Annotated in this window: 18 protein-coding genes and 1 pseudogene; 4 read left to right on the top strand and 15 right to left on the bottom strand. The window is 69.0% G+C overall.

The annotated features are described in order from the left end of the window. Positions 1-17: 17 nt before the first annotated feature. From ACWD04_RS24120 to ACWD04_RS24095, 6 genes are all read right to left on the bottom strand, one after another. Positions 18-974, bottom strand: a complete 957-nt coding sequence (locus ACWD04_RS24120; RefSeq protein ID WP_451135147.1) for a helix-turn-helix transcriptional regulator — start codon at positions 972-974, stop codon at positions 18-20. A gap of 15 nt (positions 975-989) precedes the next feature. Next, positions 990-1,943, bottom strand: a complete 954-nt coding sequence (locus ACWD04_RS24115) for a helix-turn-helix transcriptional regulator (RefSeq protein ID WP_451135145.1) — start codon at positions 1,941-1,943, stop codon at positions 990-992. Positions 1,944-2,058: 115 nt separating this feature from the next. Next, on the bottom strand, positions 2,059-2,433 hold the full coding sequence (locus ACWD04_RS24110) for an FKBP-type peptidyl-prolyl cis-trans isomerase (protein WP_356740094.1): 375 nt from the start codon (positions 2,431-2,433) through the stop codon (positions 2,059-2,061). A 43-nt stretch (positions 2,434-2,476) separates the two neighbouring features. Further along, a complete protein-coding gene (locus ACWD04_RS24105; RefSeq protein ID WP_451135143.1) occupies positions 2,477-3,409 on the bottom strand; it encodes an FKBP-type peptidyl-prolyl cis-trans isomerase in 933 nt (310 codons plus the stop codon). Between the two features lie 122 nt (positions 3,410-3,531). After that, complete coding sequence (gene pafA / locus ACWD04_RS24100) at positions 3,532-4,893, bottom strand: Pup--protein ligase (protein ID WP_073751411.1); 1,362 nt, start codon at positions 4,891-4,893, stop codon at positions 3,532-3,534. Between the two features lie 9 nt (positions 4,894-4,902). Further along, positions 4,903-6,162 carry an MFS transporter gene (locus ACWD04_RS24095; RefSeq protein ID WP_451135141.1) on the bottom strand — a complete coding sequence of 420 codons (1,260 nt, stop codon included), beginning with the start codon at positions 6,160-6,162 and terminating at the stop codon, positions 4,903-4,905. A gap of 130 nt (positions 6,163-6,292) precedes the next feature. Between ACWD04_RS24095 and ACWD04_RS24090 the strand changes: the two genes are divergently transcribed. Further along, positions 6,293-7,321 carry a LacI family DNA-binding transcriptional regulator gene (locus ACWD04_RS24090; RefSeq protein WP_451135139.1) on the top strand — a complete coding sequence of 343 codons (1,029 nt, stop codon included), beginning with the start codon at positions 6,293-6,295 and terminating at the stop codon, positions 7,319-7,321. Positions 7,322-7,386: 65 nt separating this feature from the next. On the opposite strand, the gene prcA is transcribed toward ACWD04_RS24090, so the two are convergent. The 6 genes and pseudogenes from prcA to arc all read right to left on the bottom strand — a co-directional run bounded on the left by prcA (position 7,387) and on the right by arc (position 13,224). Next, positions 7,387-8,229: a proteasome subunit alpha gene (gene prcA / locus ACWD04_RS24085; RefSeq protein WP_451135137.1), complete on the bottom strand. Its 843-nt coding sequence runs from the start codon at positions 8,227-8,229 to the stop codon at positions 7,387-7,389. A gap of 55 nt (positions 8,230-8,284) precedes the next feature. Then, positions 8,285-9,130, bottom strand: coding sequence for a proteasome subunit beta (gene prcB / locus ACWD04_RS24080; RefSeq protein WP_451135135.1), 846 nt, complete (start codon positions 9,128-9,130; stop codon positions 8,285-8,287). Further along, positions 9,082-9,259, bottom strand: a pseudogene (locus ACWD04_RS24075) (endonuclease domain-containing protein); the annotation flags it as partial. The pseudogene ACWD04_RS24075 and the gene prcB, both read right to left, overlap by 49 nt. 119 nt (positions 9,260-9,378) lie before the next feature. Then, complete coding sequence (locus tag ACWD04_RS24070) at positions 9,379-9,597, bottom strand: ubiquitin-like protein Pup (protein ID WP_359477102.1); 219 nt, start codon at positions 9,595-9,597, stop codon at positions 9,379-9,381. Positions 9,598-9,717: 120 nt separating this feature from the next. Next, the gene (gene dop / locus ACWD04_RS24065; RefSeq protein WP_451135133.1) at positions 9,718-11,229 is read right to left on the bottom strand and encodes a depupylase/deamidase Dop; all 1,512 of its coding nucleotides are present in this window, start codon (positions 11,227-11,229) and stop codon (positions 9,718-9,720) included. 228 nt (positions 11,230-11,457) lie between these two features. Next, complete coding sequence (gene arc, locus ACWD04_RS24060) at positions 11,458-13,224, bottom strand: proteasome ATPase (RefSeq protein WP_451135131.1); 1,767 nt, start codon at positions 13,222-13,224, stop codon at positions 11,458-11,460. 241 nt (positions 13,225-13,465) lie between these two features. Between arc and ACWD04_RS24055 the strand changes: the two genes are divergently transcribed. Beyond that, positions 13,466-13,777, top strand: coding sequence for a ferredoxin (locus tag ACWD04_RS24055; RefSeq protein WP_451135129.1), 312 nt, complete (start codon positions 13,466-13,468; stop codon positions 13,775-13,777). A 14-nt stretch (positions 13,778-13,791) separates the two neighbouring features. On the opposite strand, the gene ACWD04_RS24050 is transcribed toward ACWD04_RS24055, so the two are convergent. The 3 genes from ACWD04_RS24050 to ACWD04_RS24040 form a co-directional block, all read right to left on the bottom strand. Further along, positions 13,792-14,388, bottom strand: coding sequence for a hypothetical protein (locus ACWD04_RS24050; protein ID WP_451135127.1), 597 nt, complete (start codon positions 14,386-14,388; stop codon positions 13,792-13,794). 197 nt (positions 14,389-14,585) lie between these two features. Next, a complete protein-coding gene (locus tag ACWD04_RS24045; RefSeq protein ID WP_451135125.1) occupies positions 14,586-15,497 on the bottom strand; it encodes a tRNA (adenine-N1)-methyltransferase in 912 nt (303 codons plus the stop codon). Positions 15,498-15,538: 41 nt separating this feature from the next. Further along, positions 15,539-16,795: a site-2 protease family protein gene (locus ACWD04_RS24040; protein WP_451135295.1), complete on the bottom strand. Its 1,257-nt coding sequence runs from the start codon at positions 16,793-16,795 to the stop codon at positions 15,539-15,541. Positions 16,796-16,963: 168 nt separating this feature from the next. On the opposite strand from ACWD04_RS24040, the gene ACWD04_RS24035 reads away from it, so the two are divergent. Together ACWD04_RS24035 and ACWD04_RS24030 are read left to right on the top strand one after the other, a co-directional pair. Beyond that, entirely contained in the window at positions 16,964-17,809 is an 846-nt protein-coding gene (locus ACWD04_RS24035; protein ID WP_451135293.1) for a RecB family exonuclease, read from the top strand. Between the two features lie 45 nt (positions 17,810-17,854). Then, on the top strand, positions 17,855-18,526 hold the full coding sequence (locus ACWD04_RS24030; RefSeq protein ID WP_451135123.1) for a response regulator: 672 nt from the start codon (positions 17,855-17,857) through the stop codon (positions 18,524-18,526). The last annotated feature ends 139 nt before the right edge of the window (positions 18,527-18,665 follow it).

Here is an 18,665-nt window from a genome sequence, read left to right as displayed (position 1 = left end):
GCACCGGTGGCCGCCTCTCAGAACGCGCCGTCGTAGGCGGCCAGTGCGTCACGCGCCGCCAGCCGGGCGCTCTCGGCCAGGTCCGGGGGCGAGGTGATGCGTCCTTCGCCACCCAGCCGCAGGGCGAGCCTGCGCAGGGAGGCCGGGTCGGGGGTGCGGAGCGTGATCCGTAGACCGCCGTCGGGAAGTTCCTCCGCGCTGTCGTGCGGGTAGTACTCGGCGACCCACCGGCCGCCGGGACCGACCTCGATCACGACCTCCGGATCCTCGGCGGCGGGCTGCACCAGCCCCTCGGAGAGGTCGCGCAGCTCCAGCTCGGGCGGGGCGGACGGGGCGTCGAGGAGCCTGATCTCGGCGACCCGGTCGAGCCGGAACGTACGCCGCGCCTCGGTGAGCCGACACCAGCCCTCCATATAGGTGTGGCCCACGGCGAACAGCCGGATCGGGTCCACCTCACGCTCGGTCAGCTCGTCACGCGCGGGCGAGTAGTAGCGCAGCCAGAGCCTGCGCCGCTCGGAGATCGCCCGGTCCACGTCGGCGAAGACACCCCCCTCGGACTCGAAGGTGACCGAGAGCCGCGAGCTGGCGGCCCCCACCTCGCCCGCCGCCGTCTCCAGCTTCGCGGTCGCGCGCACCAGCGCCTGCCGGTCGCTCTCACGCAGGCCGGGCAGCGTGGCGACGGCGCGGGCCGCGACGAGCAGGGCGGTCGCCTCGTCGGCGGCGAGCCGCAGCGGCTCGGCGACGTCGTCCGGGTTGTGCCACCAGATCCGGTCGCCGTCGGTGTCGATGTCCAGCAGGTCACCACCGCGGAAGCTGGTTCCGCACATGGGAAGCACGTCGAGGTCGGAGATCAGTTCGTCCTCGGTGATCCCGAAGGCCCGGGCCACGTCCTGGACGTGGGCGCCGGGGCGCTCACGCAGATACGTGACGAGGGAGAGCATCCGCCGGGTCTGGTCGATCGCGTTCGTGGCCACGAGTACGGCTCCCCCTCAGTCCTTGGCCACGGCGCGCAGCCGGTCCATCACGTCGGCCCGCAGATCGGCGGGCTCACTCACGATCACGTCGGGTCCGAACTCCACGAGCCAGGCGTCCAGCCCGTGTCCGTACGGAATCTCCAACTCGTCCCAGCCGTCGCCGAGTTCCCTCACGGATATCGCACGGGAGCGCAGCGGGTAGCCGGAGCCGGTACGCAGTCTGATGCGGGCGGTCCTGGTTGCGGTCTCCCCCGCCCAGCTCTCCACGGTCTCGCGGACGGTGACGGCGTCGGGGACCGGGGCCGTGAAGACACCCGCGCGCGAGCGGACCCGGCCCGAGATCCGGGACAGCCGGAAGACGCGCTCGGCGCCCCGGCCGCGGTCCCAGCCGGCCAGATACCAGTGGCCGCGCCAGCACTCGAGCGTCCAGGGCTCGACCTGGCGCTGCTCGGGGCGGGCGGAGTTGCCCTTGCGGTAGTCGAAGGTGACCGGGCGGCGGTCCCGGCAGGCGAGCATCAGCGGCTCGAAGGCTGCCTCGTGGACCGGAATACGGGGCTCGAGGGCGCTGTGCACCTCGTAGGCGTCCTCGGCCTCCGGCATGCCGGCGGCCCGCAGCTTCTGCAGGGCGCCGCTGGCCGCGCCCGCGAGCCGGGCCTGCTGCCAGACCTTGGCGGCGAGGCCGAGGGCAGCGGCCTCCTCGGCGTCCAGGGTGATGGGTGGCAGCCGGTTGCTGTCACGGCGGGCCAGGTACCCGGTGTCGCCGTCCAGGTTCTCCACGGTTTCGATGATCAGGCCGAGTTCGCGCAGATCGTCCTTGTCGCGCTCGAACATCCTGTTGAAGGATTCGTCGGAGCCCGCCTCCAGGTAGGCCTCGATCGATCCGCGGAGCTCACGCTTGCTGAGCGGGCGCCGGGTACCCAGCAGACACAGTGCCAGATTCATCAGCCGTTCGGCCTTGGCAATCGCCATCGACGCCCTTTCTCGACATGCTCTCCGACCGTCGACCGTACCGCCCCGGGGTGTCCGGACCAAAGCGAGGGCCCGTGCCTTGCGGCACGGGCCCCGACTGCTGTAAACGGACGGATCAGACGCCGACGAGGTCGCAGACGAAGATCAGCGTCTCGCCCGGGGCGATGGCGCCGCCGCCCGCGCCGCGGTCGCCGTAGGCGAGGTGCGCGGGGATGGTCAGCTGGCGACGGCCGCCCACCTTCATGCCCTGGACGCCCTTGTCCCAGCCGGCGATGACCTGACCGGCACCGAGCTGGAACTGCAGCGGGGTGCCGCGGTTCCACGAGGCGTCGAACTCCTCGCCGGTGGAGAAAGCCACACCGACGTAGTGCACGGAGACGGTCTGGCCCGCCTGGGCAACCGGTCCGTCGCCCTCCCAGATGTCCTTGATCTCCAGGTCGGCCGGCGGCTCGCCACCCGGGAAGTCGATCTCGGGCTTCTCGATGCTCACTGAACTGCTCCTCTTACCGATGAACTGGGCAACCGGGACAGTCTTACACCTTTGCCAGGATGTCCATGGTCCATACGAGCGTCGAGTTGGCGGGGATGGTCTGCTGGGCCTGGTCACCGAAGGCCTGGTCCGGCGGGATGACGAGCAGGACGCGGCTGCCGATCTTCTTGCCGGCCAAGCCGCTCTTGAGCCCCTTGACGTTGATCTGGGCCAGCGGGAAACCCACCGCCTTGCCCGCCTTGTAGGTGCTGTCGAACTGCTTGGCACCCTTCCACAGGTACGCCTCGTATTTCACGACGAGGGTGTCGTTCTCCCCGACGGCCTTCCCGTCGGACTCGATGATGTAGCTGGAGACCAGCTTCTTGGGCGGGTCGCTCTTGGGGATCGTGACCTCGGGCGCCTTGCCGTCGGTGTTGGCACCGATCTTCGGCAGGTCGATGTTGTCCTGGGCGACCGTGCTGCCCTTCGCGGACTGCGGGATCGTCTTCCCGCTCACCACGTCCACGACGAAGACGAGGGTGGCGTTCGGCTTGATGTCCCCTTGGCCCTGCGCGCCGTAGGCGAGGTCCGGCGGGATGACCAACTGCACACGGCTGCCGACCTTCTTGCCGACCAGCCCCTGCTCCCAGCCCTGGATGACCATTCCGGTACCGAGAGCGACCCCTTGCAGCTGCTTGCGGTCGTAACTGTTATCGAACGGTTCGGTGGAGTCCCACGCCTGCCCGAGGTAGTTGACCTCGGCCGCGTCGCCGGTCTTCAGCGTCATGCCGTCCCCCTCGCTGATGACTTCGGTCTTCAGCTTCGTGGGTGGTTTACCCTCACCCTTCGCGAGAGTGGGCTTCTCGCCGAACTTCGCTCCCGCGGTGATCGCGGGAAACCCGTTCTTGGAGGCGGAGTCGGAGGCCTTGTCGTCGCCGCACGCCGCCGTGGACAGCAGCAGCAGGGGGACGACGAGAAGGCCGGCAAGTCGGCGCACTGGTTCCTCAGATCTCAGACGGCACGTGATCGGTCCCCGACACTCTAGGCCGCTGGAAGGGCCCCGTACGCGGAACGTACGGGGCCCTGTCAGCTACGGGGCGGGACATTCCTGTTCCCGCATCACATGCCCGCGATCAGCTTCTCCACCCGGTCGTCGACGGAACGGAACGGGTCCTTGCACAACACGGTGCGCTGCGCCTGGTCGTTGAGCTTGAGATGGACCCAGTCGACGGTGAAATCCCGCCGCTGTTCCTGGGCCCGGCGGATGAAGTCGCCGCGCAGCCGCGCCCTGGTCGTCTGCGGGGGCACCGATTTGCCCTCGAAGATCTTCAGGTCGTTGCAGATCCGGGTGGCCTGGCCCTTGCGCTCCAGGAGGTAGTAGAGCCCGCGCCGCCGGTGGATGTCGTGGTAGGCGAGGTCTATCTGAGCGACCCTCGGATTCGACATGGTCATGTTGTGCTTCGCCCGGTACCGCTCGATGAGCTTGTACTTCATGACCCAGTCGATCTCGGTGCCGATCCGGTCGAGGTCCTCGGCCTCGATGGCGTCCAGCGTGCGGCCCCACAGCTCGAGGACCTGGTCGACGGTGCCGGTGCGGATGCCACGGCGTTCGACGAAGTCGACGGCCTTCTCGTAGTACTCGCGCTGAACCTCGATGGCGGACGCCTCTCGGCCGCTGGCGAGGCGCACCTTGCGCTGCCCCGTGATGTCGTGGCTGACCTCGCGGATGGCCCGGATCGGGTTCTCCAATGTCAGGTCACGCATCACCGTGCCCGCCTCGATCATGCGCAGCACGAGGTCGGTGGCGCCGACCTTGAGGAGCATGGTCGTCTCGGACATGTTGGAGTCACCGACGATGACGTGGAGGCGGCGGTACCGCTCCGCGTCGGCGTGCGGTTCGTCCCGGGTGTTGATGATCGGACGGGAGCGCGTCGTCGCGGAACTGACGCCCTCCCAGATGTGCTCGGCCCTCTGGCTCACGCAGTAGACGGCTCCGCGCGGCGTCTGCAGCACCTTGCCGGCACCGCAGATCAGCTGACGGGTGACGAGGAACGGAATGAGGATGTCCGCGAGCCGGGAGAATTCTCCGTGCCGGGCCACGAGGTAGTTCTCATGGCAGCCGTAGGAGTTTCCAGCCGAGTCGGTGTTGTTCTTGAAGAGATAGACGTCGCCCGCGATTCCCTCCTCGTGCAGGCGGCGTTCGGCGTCGACGAGCAAACCCTCGAGAATGCGCTCGCCGGCCTTGTCGTGCGTGACCAGTTCGGTCACGTTGTCGCATTCGGGTGTCGCGTATTCCGGATGCGATCCCACGTCGAGGTACAGGCGGGCGCCGTTCCGCAGGAAGACATTGCTGCTGCGGCCCCATGACACAACACGGCGGAAGAGGTAGCGCGCCACTTCGTCAGGTGACAGTCGGCGCTGTCCCCTGAACGTGCACGTGACGCCGTACTCGTTCTCCAGCCCGAAAATGCGGCGGTCCATGACTGAACATTACGCCTTATGGCCTGAGCTGAAACCGGGTTCGGCAGCACCGTTTCGATCATTTTCCGAATTGGCCACAACTGCGGGCGTATGCCCGGGAGCTGCGAGTACCCTTCCGGTGGCCAGCAGGACCAGCAGCGCCGCCACTCCACCGGCCCCGGCTACGGCGAAACTCCACGCCGTCCCGCCGATCTCCACGGCCGGGCCGGCCACCGCCGTCCCGGCCGCCGCGCCCACCCCGAAGGTCGTCACGAGCCAGGAGAACGCCTCGGTCACCGTGCCCCGTGGCGCGTGCCGGTCCACCACGATGAACGAGCAGGCGATCGCCGGGGCCAGGAACACCCCGGCGAGCGCCGCCAGTGCGGTCATGGCGGGCACACCGGGCACCAGCATCAGCGGCAGGTAGCCCAGGGCCAGCAGCGCGACGATGACCCGCAGCCTGCGCTCGGGCGCCCCGGCCCACTGCCGCGCCCCGTACACCCCGCCGCCGATCAGCGCGCCGAGGCCGAGCGCGGCCATCAGCCAGCCGTACACGGATTCCCGGCCGTGATCGTCGGCGTACGCGACGCCGGCCACCGTGATCGACCCGAGCGCGACCCCGACGAAGAAGAAGGCGCCCAGCAGGGCGAGCAGCCCCGGCGAGCGCAGTGCGCCGAGCCAGTGCGCCTCGCGGGGTGCCGAACGCCATGCCCTGGAGGGTTCGGACAGGACGACGGACAGCGCCCCCAGGACCCCGATGGCGTTGATGACCAGGAGGGCCGCGGCCGGCGACCAGAGGGACACCAGGACCGTCACGAGGAGCGGCCCCACCGTGAACATGATCTCCTGGGCCACCGCATCCATGGCGTAGGCCCGGTGCACCTTGTCCTCGCGGCCGAGGACCGTCGGCCACAGGGCGCGCAGACCGCCCTCCAGCGGAGGCGTGAACAGGCCGGCCACGACGACCGCCACGTACGCGGCCGGGAGCGAGCCGAGGCCCGCCAGGGCGAGAGCGGCCATGCCCAGCGCGGAGACGACCGCCGCGGGAAACTGGACGCGCGGCTGTCCGTACAGGTCCACGGCCCGGCCCAGCAGGGGCTGCCCCACCGCTGTGGCGAGACCGTACGCCGCCGCAAGGGCGCCGGCCAGGGTGTAGCTGCCGCCTTCGGCACGGGTGAACAGGACGATCGCGATGTGGGCGGTGCCGTTCGGCAACCGGCCCACCAGCGTTCCCGCCAGCAGCCTGCCGGCGTGCCGCGCCCGGAGGATGTCCAGATATCCCGCGGCCATGTCCGCCCCTCTCCCCCGACGGTGTCACGACCTCGGAGTTTTACGTATAACGTCAGTGTTCATACGTACCATGTGGGCAGCTCGGGAGTCCATCCCCCGCATCCGACCGGAGACCAGCACGGAGGCACGAGTGAGCAGCGCGCGGCAGCCCGCCCCACCCCGGCCCACCAGCCGTGACGTGGCACGAGCCGCGGGCGTCTCCCAGGCCACCGTCTCGCTCGTACTCGGAGACAAATGGCGGGGCCGGGTGTCGGCGGCGACCGCCGGGCGGGTCCGCGACCACGCCCGGGACCTCGGCTACCGGCCGAATTTCGCCGCCCGCAGTCTCCGGCTGGGCCGCACCCGCACCGCCCTGCTCGTCGTCCCCGCGCTCACCAACGAGTTCTTCGCCCGGGTGTACACCGGCGCCGCGGCCGTCGCCGCCGAGCACGACTTCGGCGTGGTCCTCTACCCGTCCCCCGACGGCACCGGTCCCGCCAGGGATCCGTTCGCCTCGGCCCGTGCGGCGCTCGACGGGGTGATCGCCTCATCGATGGCGGCGGACGCGCTGGGGGCGCTGCGGGGCGCGGACCTGCCGTTGGTGATGCTGGACAGCGACCCTGAGGGTCACGGAGCGGCGGCGCGCGTGAATCTCGACATCGCGGACGGCATGCGTCAGGTGTCCGGCCATCTGCTGGGCCTCGGCCACCGCCGGATCGTGCACCTCGCGTCCGCCGTGGACACCTGGACCTTCACGGTGCGCGCCCGGGCGCTGCGGGAGGCCGTGCGGGACGTCCCCGGCGTCGTCCTGCGTACCGTGACCGCCCCCCTGGACGTACGGGCCGGGCGCGAGGCGGCCGAGACGGTCCTGGCCTCCCCCGGCCCCTTGCCCACGGCCATCGTCTGTGACGACGACATCCTGGCCGCCGGCGCCTGCAAGGCGGTGCGCGGACGGGGGCTGCGGGTGCCCGACGACATCTCCGTGACCGGCTTCGACGACCTGGCGCTCGCCACAGCGGTGGACCCGGAACTCACCACGGTGCGCCTCCCGGCCGAACAGGTGGGCGAGCGGGGCATGAGGGCGCTGTTGGACGTCCTGGAGGGCCGCACGGCGGCCCACAGCGATCTCCCCGTCCGTCTGGTGGTACGGGGTTCCACCGCACCCCCGCGCACCGCATGACCGTGCCCTCCGGCCGCCGCGTGCGGCGGCCGGAGGGCACGACCTCGGAACATCTCCGGAGCCGACTACTCCTTCGTGGCCTCGCCCGAAGCCTCGTCGGGGCCGTCGGCACCCTTCGCGGGGGCGTCGGTACCAGCGGCGGCCGGTGCGTCGCCGCCTTCGGGCTCCTCCGTGTCGGACGGAGCGTCCGTCGGGGTCGCACCGGCGCCGTCGGCGTCCAGCAGCCTGGTCAGCTGCCGGCCGATGATCCGCTTGAACTTGCGCTGCTGCGGCCTTGTGCGGTCCAGGACCGCGACCTCGAGCCGCTCGGCGGGGATCTCCCGCTCGTTGCCGTTGGCCTCGCGGGACAGTGCCTGCACGGCCAGTTTCAGCGCCTCGGCGAGCGACATCCCGTCGCGGTGGCGCTGGTCCAGGAAGTTGCTGATCTGTTCGGCGTTCCCGCCGACCGCGACCGAGCCGTGCTCGTCCACGATGGATCCGTCGTGCGGCAGCCGGTAGATCTGGTCACCCTCGGGCCCGGCGCCGACCTCGGCGACCACCAGCTCCACCTCGTACGGCTTCTCCGCCGCGCTGGAGAAGATGGTGCCGAGCGTCTGCGCGTAGACGTTGGCCAGTCCACGGGCCGTCACGTCGTCGCGGTCGTAGGTGTATCCCCGCAGATCGGCGTAGCGGACTCCGCCGATGCGGAGGTTCTCGTACTCGTTGTACTTGCCGGCGGCGGCGAAGCCGATCCGGTCGTAGATCTCGCTGAACTTGTGCAGCGCGCGGGACGGGTTCTCGCCGACGAACACAATGCCGTCGGCGTACTGCAGCACAACCAGGCTGCGACCACGGGCGATGCCCTTCCGGGCGTATTCCGCCCGGTCGGCCATGGCCTGCTGAGGTGAGACATAGAACGGCGTCGACACCGGCTATCCGTCCCTTTCTGTCAGTGACGAGTGCATCGGAGAAGCATCGGGCCGGTCAGAGCAGCGCGGCGCGGGGGCCGTCGGGCTGCTCGAGCCGGCGCTCCAGGATCGCGCGCGCGATCTCCGCGGATTCCGTGTCGTTCAGCTTGCGGAAGCCCTCGTCGGTGATGACGGTGACGATCGGGTAGATCCGGCGGGCCACGTCCGGGCCGCCGGTCGCCGAGTCGTCGTCGGCCGCGTCGTACAGCGCCTGTACGACCAGGGTGAGAGCCTGCTCCTCCGTCAGGTCGTCGCGGTACAGCTTCTTCATCGACCCGCGCGCGAAGACGGAGCCGGAGCCGGTGGCCGCGTAACCGTGTTCCTCGGAGCGCCCGCCGGTGACGTCGTAGGAGAAGATCCGGCCCTCCTCGCGGTCGACGTCGTATCCGGCGAAGAGCGGGACGACCGCCAGGCCCTGCATGGCCATCGCCAGATTGCTGCGGATCATCGTGGAGAGCCGGTTGGCCTTGCCCTCCAGGGAGAGCGTGGCACCCTCGACCTTCTCGAAGTGCTCCAGCTCCAGCTGGAACAGCTTGACCATCTCCACGGCGAGACCGGCCGTGCCGGCGATCCCCACCGCGGAGTACTCGTCGGCCGGGAACACCTTCTCGATGTCGCGCTGCGCGATCATGTTGCCCATGGTCGCCCGTCGGTCACCGGCGAGGACCACTCCGCCGGGGAACGAGGCCGCGACGATGGTCGTGCCGTGCGGTGCCTCGATAGCGCCCTGCATCGGCGGCAGGCTGCGATTGCCGGGAAGGATCTCGGGTGAGTGGTCGGACAGGAAGTCCATGAACGAGGACGAACCCGGCGTCAGGAAGGCAGCTGGTAGACGCCCGGTGCTACGAGTGTTGGCTTCCACGCGTTTCCCTCCAGGTATGCGATGGCCCTGCGCAAGGAGTCAGGATCATCCCCCAACTTGCCACTGGCCGAATTGCAGTTGCAGCAGTACGCCACGGACCCTACCCGCCCTGTGACGGCGATCAACATGATCCCGGGTCCGGAGAAGCGCTTCCGTGGGACGCCCCGGTACGGGCGAGGGCATCCCACGGAGGCGCCGGCCAACGGTACGAGCTCGTCGGCGAGTGGTCCGAAACGGGTCTCCGGCTGCTACTCGCCGCCCTTTTGCACGAACGAACGCACGAAGTCCTCAGCATTGGACTCGAGTACGTCGTCGATCTCGTCGAGGACGTCGTCGACGTCGTCGCTGAGCTTCTCCTGCCGCTCCTTGAGGTCCTCGGACGCCTGCGCGTCCTGCGCCTGCTCCTCGGTCGTCTCTGTGGAACGTGTCGCCTTCTGCTGTCCGCCGCCGGTGTCCTTGGTCGCCATATAGCTCACCCCGCTCGGTTCGAAGCACTTGATCAGACCCTACCTACGGGGTCCGACATCGGCCCGCTACTTTCCTCAACGTCCGGAGGTCATCTGATTGATTCCCAGCCGGAGGGCCTTTCAGCCCCCCGTCAGCGTCCGGACCAGCTCTTCCGCGGTGCGGCAGCGGTCCAGGAGCTCCTTGACGTGCGTACGTGTACCCCGCAACGGTTCCATCGTCGGCACCCGTTGCAGCGAGTCACGATCGGGCAGATCGAAGATGACCGAGTCCCAGGAGGCAGCGGCGACGTCGTCCGCGTACTGCTCCAGGCAGCGGCCCCGGAAATAGGCCCTGGTGTCCTCGGGAGGCTTCGTACGGGCCCGCTCGACGTCGCTCTCGTCGAGCAGCCGCTTGATCTTCCCGCGGGCCGCCAGCCGGTTGTACAGGCCCTTGTCGGCCCGTACGTCGGCGTACTGGAGGTCCACCAGGTGCAGGCGGGGAGCGTCCCAGTCCAGGCCGTCGCGGCGCCGGTAGCCCTCCATGAGCTCCCGCTTGGCGATCCAGTCCAGCTCGCCTGACAGGCTCATCGGGTCGTTCTCCAGGCGATTCAGGGTGTCCTCCCAGCGGACCAGGACATCCCTGGTCTGTTCGTCGGCGTCGGCCCCGTAGCGCTCCTCGACGTACTTGCGGGCCAGCTCGAAGTACTCCATCTGGAGCTGCACCGCGGTGAGTGTCCGGCCGCTACGGAGCGTGACCAGTTGTTTCAGGGACGGATCGTGCGAGACCTGGTGGAGCGTGCGGACGGGCTGGTCGACCGCCAGGTCGACCTTGATGAAACCGTCCTCGATCATGGCCAGGACCAGCGAGGTGGTGCCGAGCTTGAGATAGGTCGAGATCTCGGAAAGGTTCGCGTCGCCGATGATCACGTGCAGCCTGCGGTACTTCTCGGCGTCGGAGTGCGGTTCGTCGCGGGTGTTGATGATGGGGCGCTTGAGCGTGGTCTCGAGGCCGACCTCGACCTCGAAGTAGTCGGCGCGCTGGCTGATCTGGAATCCGTGCTCGTGGCCGTCCTGTCCGATGCCGACCCGTCCGGCACCGGTGACGACCTGACGGGAGACGAAGAACGGCGTCAGATGGCGCACGATGTCCGAGAAGGGGGTCTCCCTCTTCATCAGGTAGTTCTCGTGCGTGCCGTAGGACGCGCCCTTGTTGTCGGTGTTGTTCTTGTAGAGATGGATCGGCTGGGCGCCCGGGATCGCGGCGGCCCGCTCGGCGGCCCTCGCCATCACCCGTTCGCCGGCCTTGTCCCAGAGCACCGCGTCCAGCGGATTGGTGATCTCCGGCGAGCTGTATTCGGGGTGCGCGTGGTCGACGTACAGCCGCGCACCGTTCGTGAGGATGACATTGGCCAGGCCGATGTCCTCGTCGGTGAGCTGGCTGGAGTCCGCGGTCTCACGGGCGAGGTCGAAGCCTCGCGCGTCACGCAGCGGGTTCTCCTCCTCGAAGTCCCAGCGGGCGCGGCGCGCCCGGTGCATCGCCGCCGCGTAGGCGTTGACGATCTGGGACGAGGTGAGCATGGCATTGGCGTTGGGTTGACCGGGAACGGAGATCCCGTACTCCGTCTCGATGCCCATCACTCGCCGTACGGTCATGCGGCCCTCCTTGCCCGGCGTCGCTCCCGTCCGGGAGCGGCGCTCAAGTACCGCTGCTGGTCCGCGGTGCCCGTCCCCGCACTGCGCGACTCGGCGGTACGGCTGAGCCTAGAGCGCTCCTGCGCCTGGTGGGGAGATCAAGCACGTCATTGTTCGGGTGCGGCCGGAGCTGCCGGGAAAACGGCCGGCTGCGGATGCCCTTCCGGGTATCCGCAGCCGGTCTGCGTTTTACAGGTACTGTCCGGTATTTGCCACCGTGTCGATGGAGCGGCCGGTGTCTGCGCCCTGCTTTCCGGTGACGAGCGTGCGGATGAACACGATCCGCTCGCCCTTCTTTCCGGAAATCCTGGCCCAGTCGTCCGGGTTGGTGGTGTTGGGCAGGTCCTCGTTCTCCTTGAACTCGTCCACGCATGCCTGGAGGAGATGGGAGACACGCAGGCCCTTCTGGCCCTGCTCGAGGAAAGCCTTGATGGCCATCTTCTTTGCCCGGTCCACGATGTTCTGAATCATCGCTCCGGAGTTGAAGTCCTTGAAGTACAGGACTTCCTTGTCGCCGTTCGCGTAGGTGACCTCGAGGAAGCGGTTCTCGTCGGATTCCGTGTACATCCGCTCCACGACGGACTGGATCATCGCGTGGGCGGCGGCCTCCTTCGAACCGGTGTGCTCGGCCAGATCGTCCGAGTGCAGCGGAAGCGAAGGCGTGAGGTACTTCGCGAAGATGTCCTTCGCGGCCTCCGCGTCCGGACGCTCGATCTTGATCTTCACATCGAGACGGCCGGGCCGCAGGATCGCGGGGTCGATCATGTCCTCACGGTTGGAGGCACCGATGACGATGACGTTCTCCAGGCCCTCCACACCGTCGATCTCTGCGAGCAGCTGGGGGACGATGGTGTTCTCCACGTCCGAGCTGACTCCGGACCCACGGGTGCGGAAGAGGGATTCCATCTCGTCGAAGAAGACGATGACGGGTGTGCCCTCGCTCGCCTTCTCCCGGGCACGCTGGAAGACGAGGCGGATGTGCCGCTCGGTCTCACCGACGTACTTGTTGAGGAGCTCGGGGCCCTTGATGTTGAGGAAGTAGCTCTTCCCCGCGGGCTGTCCGGTGACCTCGGCGACCTTCTTGGCCAGCGAGTTGGCGACGGCCTTGGCGATGAGTGTCTTGCCGCAGCCGGGAGGGCCGTAGAGCAGGATGCCCTTCGGCGGACGCAGTTCGTGCTCCTTGAAGAGGTCGGGGTGGAGGTACGGGAGCTCGACCGCGTCGCGGATCAGTTCGATCTGGTCCCCCAGACCGCCGATCTTGTTGTAGTCGATGTCCGGGACCTCTTCGAGAACGAGCTCCTCGACCTCGCTCTTGGGGACCACTTCGTAGACGTAGCCGGACCTGGGTTCGAGCAGGAGGGCGTCGCCGGGACGGATGGTGATGTCCAGCAGGGGCTCGGCGAGCCTCACCACCCGCTCCTCGTCGGTGTGCCCGACGACCAGGGCGCGCTCGCCGTCCTCAAGGATCTCCTTGAGGGTGACGATGTCCCCGGCCCGCTCGTATTCCATGGCTTCGACCACGTTGAGCGCTTCGTTGAGCATGACTTCCTGGCCTCGCCGGAGGCCTTCGAGCTCGACGCTGGGGCTGACGTTCACCCGGAGCTTGCGGCCCCCGGTGAAGATGTCGCAGGTGTCGTCCTCGTTGGCCTGCAGGAAGACACCGAAGCCGGCCGGCGGCTGCGCGAGCCGGTCGACCTCCTCCTTGAGCGCCACGATCTGGTCGCGGGCCTCCCGGAGTGTGCCGGCGAGCCGCTCGTTCTGCGCGGACACGCCTGACAGGCTGGTCTGCAACTCGACGATCCGCTCTTCGAGAATCCTCGTATGACGCGGAGAGTCGGCGAGCTTACGTCGCAGGACGGCGATCTCCTGCTCAAGATAGGCAACCTGGCCGGCTGGGTCTTCTGACCCCCGCCCGGGCCGGATGCCGCGGTTGATGTCGTCGTCGTGGGCTGCCACGGTCCTCACCTCCTCCAAGGGGAGCTGGACGCTTCCTGACCCTACCTGGGTGGGTGATGATTGAAACCCCTAGATCACAAAGACCCGGAAGTGTGTCCGATCTTCACCCTTGCGCTCTCCCTCACGCCAAGGGAATACCCACCCTTCGGCAGGGGAAAGCAGCCGGTTGTATCGTCGAACCGTTCAACACCCGTCAGGGCTGGCTTCAATTGGTGCAGATACGCAGGGAACGGCAGGACACATGACCGTGCAGCAGGACGCTCCGAGCGACCGTGACACACAGGACCTCGAGGTCTGGATCGACCAGGATCTCTGTACGGGCGACGGCATCTGTGTGCAGTACGCACCCGAGGTCTTCGAGCTGGACATCGACGGTCTGGCCTATGTGAAGAGCGACGAGGACGAGCTCCTCCAGGACAAGGGCGCCACCACACCGGTGCCTTTGCCCCTTCTCCAGGACGTGGTGGATTCGGCCAAGGAATGCCCGGGCGACTGCATTCACGTACGTCGCGTTTCAGACAATGTGGAAGTCTTCGGGCCCGACGCGGAGTAGACGGAGTTACGGGCTCAGACTCCTCGTGCGGTGCTCCCGGCAGGGCCGGCGGACTTGATGAACGCGTTGCCCTTCCATTGCCAGGTGGCGCTCTCCAGCTCGTCGGGGCAGCAGCGCGGTACGTCTGCCGAGGAGTAGCCGAGGAGGGTCGCCGAGACCCGGCCGTCACGGACGGTGAAGCCGGTGACGGCAAGTTTCTGAGCGGGGTCCACCAGGGTCGCCACGACCCGGGGTGCGGCCCCGCTCTGCTGTGTCACGACGTAGATGCCACTGGGCGGAGTGCCGGACCCCGCGGCACAGCGGACGACGGCCACGGTCTCGGGCCCCCCGTCCCCGTCGAGGTCTCCGGCAGCGCTGTCGGCAACGGTCCGCCCGGCGGCGCCGCAGTCGAGCGGGTAGGCGACTCCCGCCGGGTCGGGCGCGGTCGCCGCGGGGGCGCTGCCGTGCTGTGTGGTGACGCCGTGCTCGGACGCGGAGGCCGTGGCGGTGGCCGCCTCGGGCTGGAGCAGCCCCGCGAGTGCGACGACGGCTGCCATCGCCGTGGCCGTGGCGAGCCAGTGCACCGGCTTGGCGTCGGTGTGCGCGAGGTCCGGGAGTGCGGAGGTCTGCACGCGGTATGTCTCCTGTGGTTCCTGGAGGCCTGGATGGGCGGTGCCGAAGTGACGTCTGCGGGCGAGGGGTGGCCAGCATCGTGCCACACCTCACACCCGAGGGGAACGGCGGGGGCCGTCCCTGGGCGACGGAAAACGCCGCCGCCGAGCTCCCGGGGGCCGGGAACTCGGCGGCGGCGCCTGCGCGTTGTGCGGGCTCAGTCGCCGGTGGCGGCGGAGCCGCTCCGGCTGCCGGGACCTTTGTAGTCTTCGCCGTAGGCGCCCTTGGACGGGCGGCGGCGGCGCAGCGGCGGCTCGACGCCGTCCGCGAGACGGCGGGCGGTGACGAGGAAGCCGGTGTGGCCGATCATCCGGTGGTCGGGCCGCACGGCCAGGCCTTCCACGTGCCAGTTGCGGATCATCGACTCCCAGGGCTGCGGTTCGGCGAAGCAGCCGATCTCACGGATGGACTCGACGGTCCGCGAGAGCTGGGTCGTGGTCGCGACGTAAGCGCAGAGGATCCCGCCGGGCACCAGGGCCTTGGAGACGGCCTCGAGGCATTCCCACGGGGCGAGCATGTCGAGGACGACGCGGTCGACGTCGGTGTCCGAGAGGTTGTCCTGGAGGTCGCCGACGGTGAGCTGCCAGGCCGGGTGCGGCGAGCCGAAGTAGCGCTCGACGTTCTGCTGGGCGATCTCGGCGAAGTCCTCGCGGCGCTCGTAGGAGTGCAGCATGCCCTGCTCGCCGATGGCGCGCAGCAGGAAGGTGCTCAGCGCACCCGAGCCGACGCCGGCTTCGACGACGCGCGCACCGGGGAAGATGTCACCGAAGGCCAGGATCTGGCCCGCGTCCTTCGGATAGACCACGGCGGCACCGCGGGGCATGGACAGGACGTAGTCGGGGAGCAGGGGGCGCAGCGCGAGATAAGCGACGTTTCCCGTGGTACGGACAACACTGCCCTCGGGAGCACCGATCAGCTCGTCGTGCGGGAAAGAACCCTTGTGGGTGTGGAAGTTCTTTCCGGCCTCGAGCGTGAAGGTGTAGTGGCGTCCCTTGGGGTCGGTGAGCTGGACCTGGTCCCCGACTTTGAATGGGCCGCGACGGCGGGCGGCACCGGTCGGTTCGGACATGTGAACAGCCTACCGGTATTTCGGGGGCCGTTTCCCGGGCGTCAGGCCGACGGACGGGCCATGGCCTTGATGAAGGCGCGCTCGACATCGGCGGTGGAGAGGACGCCGTAGATCTCGCCGGTGTCCTCGACGACCAGGTACTCGGTGGCCGGGGAGGCCTTCAGCCGGTCCAGGAGGGCCTCGCCCGCCAGTTCGGCGGGGACCTTCATGCCGTCGGTGAGGTCCTGGGCGAGACCACTGACGGCCACCCAGGGACGGCGGTGCTCGGGAACCCCGACGATGGCCGCCTCCCGGACGACGGCCTTCGGACTGCCCTGCCCGTCGACGACGACCAGAGCACGGGCGCCCGCCTCGTTGGCGCGGCGGAGGGCCTCGGAGAGCGGGGTGGCGGCCTCGACGGGCACCGCGCGCCGGGTGAGGGTGCGGGCACGCAGTTCGGGGAGGTGTTCGCGGAGCCGGGCCGTCCGCAGGCTGTTCCCCGCCCCGGTCCAGATGATCGCGGCGAGGATCGCCGCGAGGAGCGCGTCGGTGACGGTCTCGAACCCGCTGATCTCACCGGTGGCGCTCCCGAGGGCGCCCGTGTGGGTGAGCAGCGGGAGGCCGACGAAGACGGTGATGGCCAGGCCCCGGCCGACCCATGCGGCGGCGACGGTGCCGCTCATCGGCTTGCCCGTGATCTTCCAGACGACGGCGCGGAGCATGCGGCCGCCGTCCAGGGGCAGGCCGGGCAGCAGGTTGAAAGCGGCGACGATGAGGTTGGAGATCATCAGCCCGGCGAGCAGCACGCCGGGGACGGTGCCCGCTTCGACGAACTGGAGCGGGATGTAGAAGACACCGCCGAGGACGAGGGAGAGCAGGGGCCCCACGAAGGCGAGGACGAACTCGCGGCCGGGGGTCTCCGTCTCTTTCTCGATCTCGGAGACACCGCCGAAGAACTGGAGCTGGATGCGGCGCACCGGCAGTTTGTAGCGCAGGGCGGCGACGGTGTGGGCGAGCTCGTGCACGAGCACGGACGCGTAGAAGGCGATCGCGAAGAAGAGCGCGACCAGGTAGCGGGCTCCGCCGAGTTCCGGCAGGACGCGGTCGAGCTGGCCGCCGAAGACCCAGGTGATCAGGGCCGCGACGACGAACCAGCTGGGGGCCACGTACACCGGCACGCCGAAGGGGCGGCCCATGAGGAGACCGCCTCCCGGGTCTGCCGGGCGTCGCGGCTTGCCCTTGTCCGGTTCGGTGCCGGGGTCCGAACCCCCTGCGCCTGCGCCGGGCTGCGGGCGCCCGCTGTCGCCGCTCTCGTCCACGGGGTCCCTTCGGTCGGTGGCTGCTGCCACGATCGTGCTGTGCGAGCTCTGGCGTCGATGGTATGCCGATGGGTGTCGGTGGCGGGCCGTAGGGTCTGCGACATGACGTCCGAACCGCGCCCGCCTCAGCCACCCTCGTCCCTGTCGCCGTCGCGCGCGAACGATTTCATGCAGTGTCCCCTGCTGTACCGGTTCCGGGTCATCGACAAGCTGCCTGAGAAGCCCAGTGAGGCTGCTACCCGGGGCACGCTGGTGCATGCGGTGCTTGAGCGTCTGTTCGACGCCCCGGCGGCGGACCGTACGGCTCCGAAGGCCAAGGCGCTGATCCCCGGCCAGTGGGACCGGCTGCTGGAGTCGAAGCCCGAGCTGACCGAGCTGTTCGAGGGGGACCCTGGGGGAGAGCGGCTCGCGGGGTGGCTGGGCGAGGCGGAGCGGCTCGTGGAGCGGTGGTTCTCACTGGAGGACCCGACCCGCCTCGAGCCGGCCGAGCGGGAGCTGTTCATCGAGACGGAGCTGGATTCGGGACTGCGGCTGCGCGGGGTGATCGACCGCGTCGATGTCACCCCCACGGGCGAGGTCCGCATCGTGGATTACAAGACCGGCAAGGCGCCGCGGCCGGAATACGCGGAGGGCGCGCTCTTCCAGATGAAGTTCTACGCCCTGGTGGTGTGGCGCCTGAAGAACGTGGTGCCGCGCCGGCTCCAGCTGGTCTATCTCGGCAGCGGTGACGTGCTGACGTACGACCCCGTCCCGGCCGACCTCGAGCGGGTGGAACGCAAGCTGCTGGCGCTGTGGGACGCGATCCGGCTGGCCACCGAGACGGGCGAGTGGCGGCCGAGGCCGACCAAGCTGTGCGGCTGGTGCGATCACCGGGCGGTCTGTCCCGAGTTCGGCGGGACTCCCCCGGTCTATCCGCTGTCCGTGCGCCCGGCCGAATCGGTGGAGGCTGCGCAGGGCAGAATGGAGCCGGTCCGGTCCGAGGCCGGTCGACCGGCGGTTATCGAAGGCCCTTGACACGAAGGCCCTTCTCGACTTCTCGAAGGCCCTGAAGGAGATTACGTGGCTATCCGCGTCCTGCTCGTCGATGATCAACCACTGCTGCGCACCGGTTTCCGGATGATCCTGGAGGCGGAAGGCGATCTCGCGGTGGTCGGTGAGGCGGGTGACGGCCTGCAGGCCATCGATCAGGTGCGGGCGTTGCAGCCGGATGTCGTGCTCATGGACATCCGGATGCCGCGGATGGACGGGGTCGAGGCGACCCGCCAGATCACGGGTCCCGGACGGGACGGCCCGGCGAAGGTCCTGGTGCTGACGACGTTCGATCTCGACGAGTACGTGGTGGAGGCGCTGCGCGCCGGCGCCAGCGGCTTCCTGCTGAAGGACGCGCCGGCCAACGAGCTGGTGCAGGCCATCCGGGTGGTGGCCGCCGGAGAGGCGATGCTGGCGCCCAGCATCACGCGTCGGCTGCTCGACAAGTACGCCGACCATCTCCCCTCGGGCGAGGAGTCCGTCCCGGATGCCCTGCACACCCTCACCGAGCGTGAGGTGGAGGTGCTGAAGCTGGTGGCACGGGGGCTGTCCAACGCCGAGGTCGCGGCCGACCTGTTCGTGAGCGAGACGACGGTCAAGACGCATGTGGGCCATGTACTGACGAAGCTCGGCCTGCGCGACCGCGTACAGGCCGCCGTCTACGCGTACGAGAGCGGGCTGGTGCGTCCCGGCGCCCAGTGAGACGGGACGAGGGCGCAAGCGGCGCGGGCCGGGGCCGATCGGCCCCGGCCCGAACCAGATCGACTTTCCCCAGCCTCTCGTGGCCACCCCCCACGCGTCGGCGAGCATCTCCATCAGCACCAACCCCCGGCCGCTGGAC

The sequence above is a fragment of the Streptomyces sp. NPDC002911 genome, from assembly GCF_053591835.1.
The sequence above is the reverse complement of the archived record's forward strand: the minus strand, read 5'-3'. Positions and strand labels throughout refer to the sequence as shown.